Source organism: Methylophaga sp. UBA5088 (genome assembly GCF_002414625.1).
Taxonomy (GTDB): Bacteria; Pseudomonadota; Gammaproteobacteria; order Nitrosococcales; family Methylophagaceae; genus Methylophaga; species Methylophaga marina.
The window spans coordinates 34,079-34,367 of record NZ_DIAC01000070.1 but is presented as its reverse complement, the minus strand read 5'-3'; the positions used below and the strand labels follow the sequence as shown (position 1 = coordinate 34,367).

Below are 289 nucleotides of genomic sequence, written 5' to 3'. Positions count from 1 at the left end.
GATGTGATCTGGGCCATTACCACTCGAATGGATCCCGCGCGGGATACTACTCTGGTGGAAAATACGCCGATTGATTATTTAGATTTTGCCTCACCTGTGTCTGGTCTCGGTTCCAAGATGGGATTGGATGCAACCAACAAACTGCCAGGTGAAACTGACCGGGAGTGGGGAAGACCCATCGTGCGAGATGCGGATGTGGTTAAGCGTATTGATGCTATTTGGGATGAACTGGGATTGGAGAGCAAGGAACCTAACTGACAGGCATTAAATATGCTAACGCAAAATAAAC

The 289-nt window shown here is 48.1% G+C and carries 1 pseudogene; it reads left to right on the top strand.

Annotation, left to right across the window (positions count from 1 at the left end):
• A pseudogene (locus B4K20_RS08930) lies at nucleotides 1-258 on the top strand (3-octaprenyl-4-hydroxybenzoate decarboxylase); the annotation flags it as partial.
• Nucleotides 259-289 lie beyond the last annotated feature (31 nt).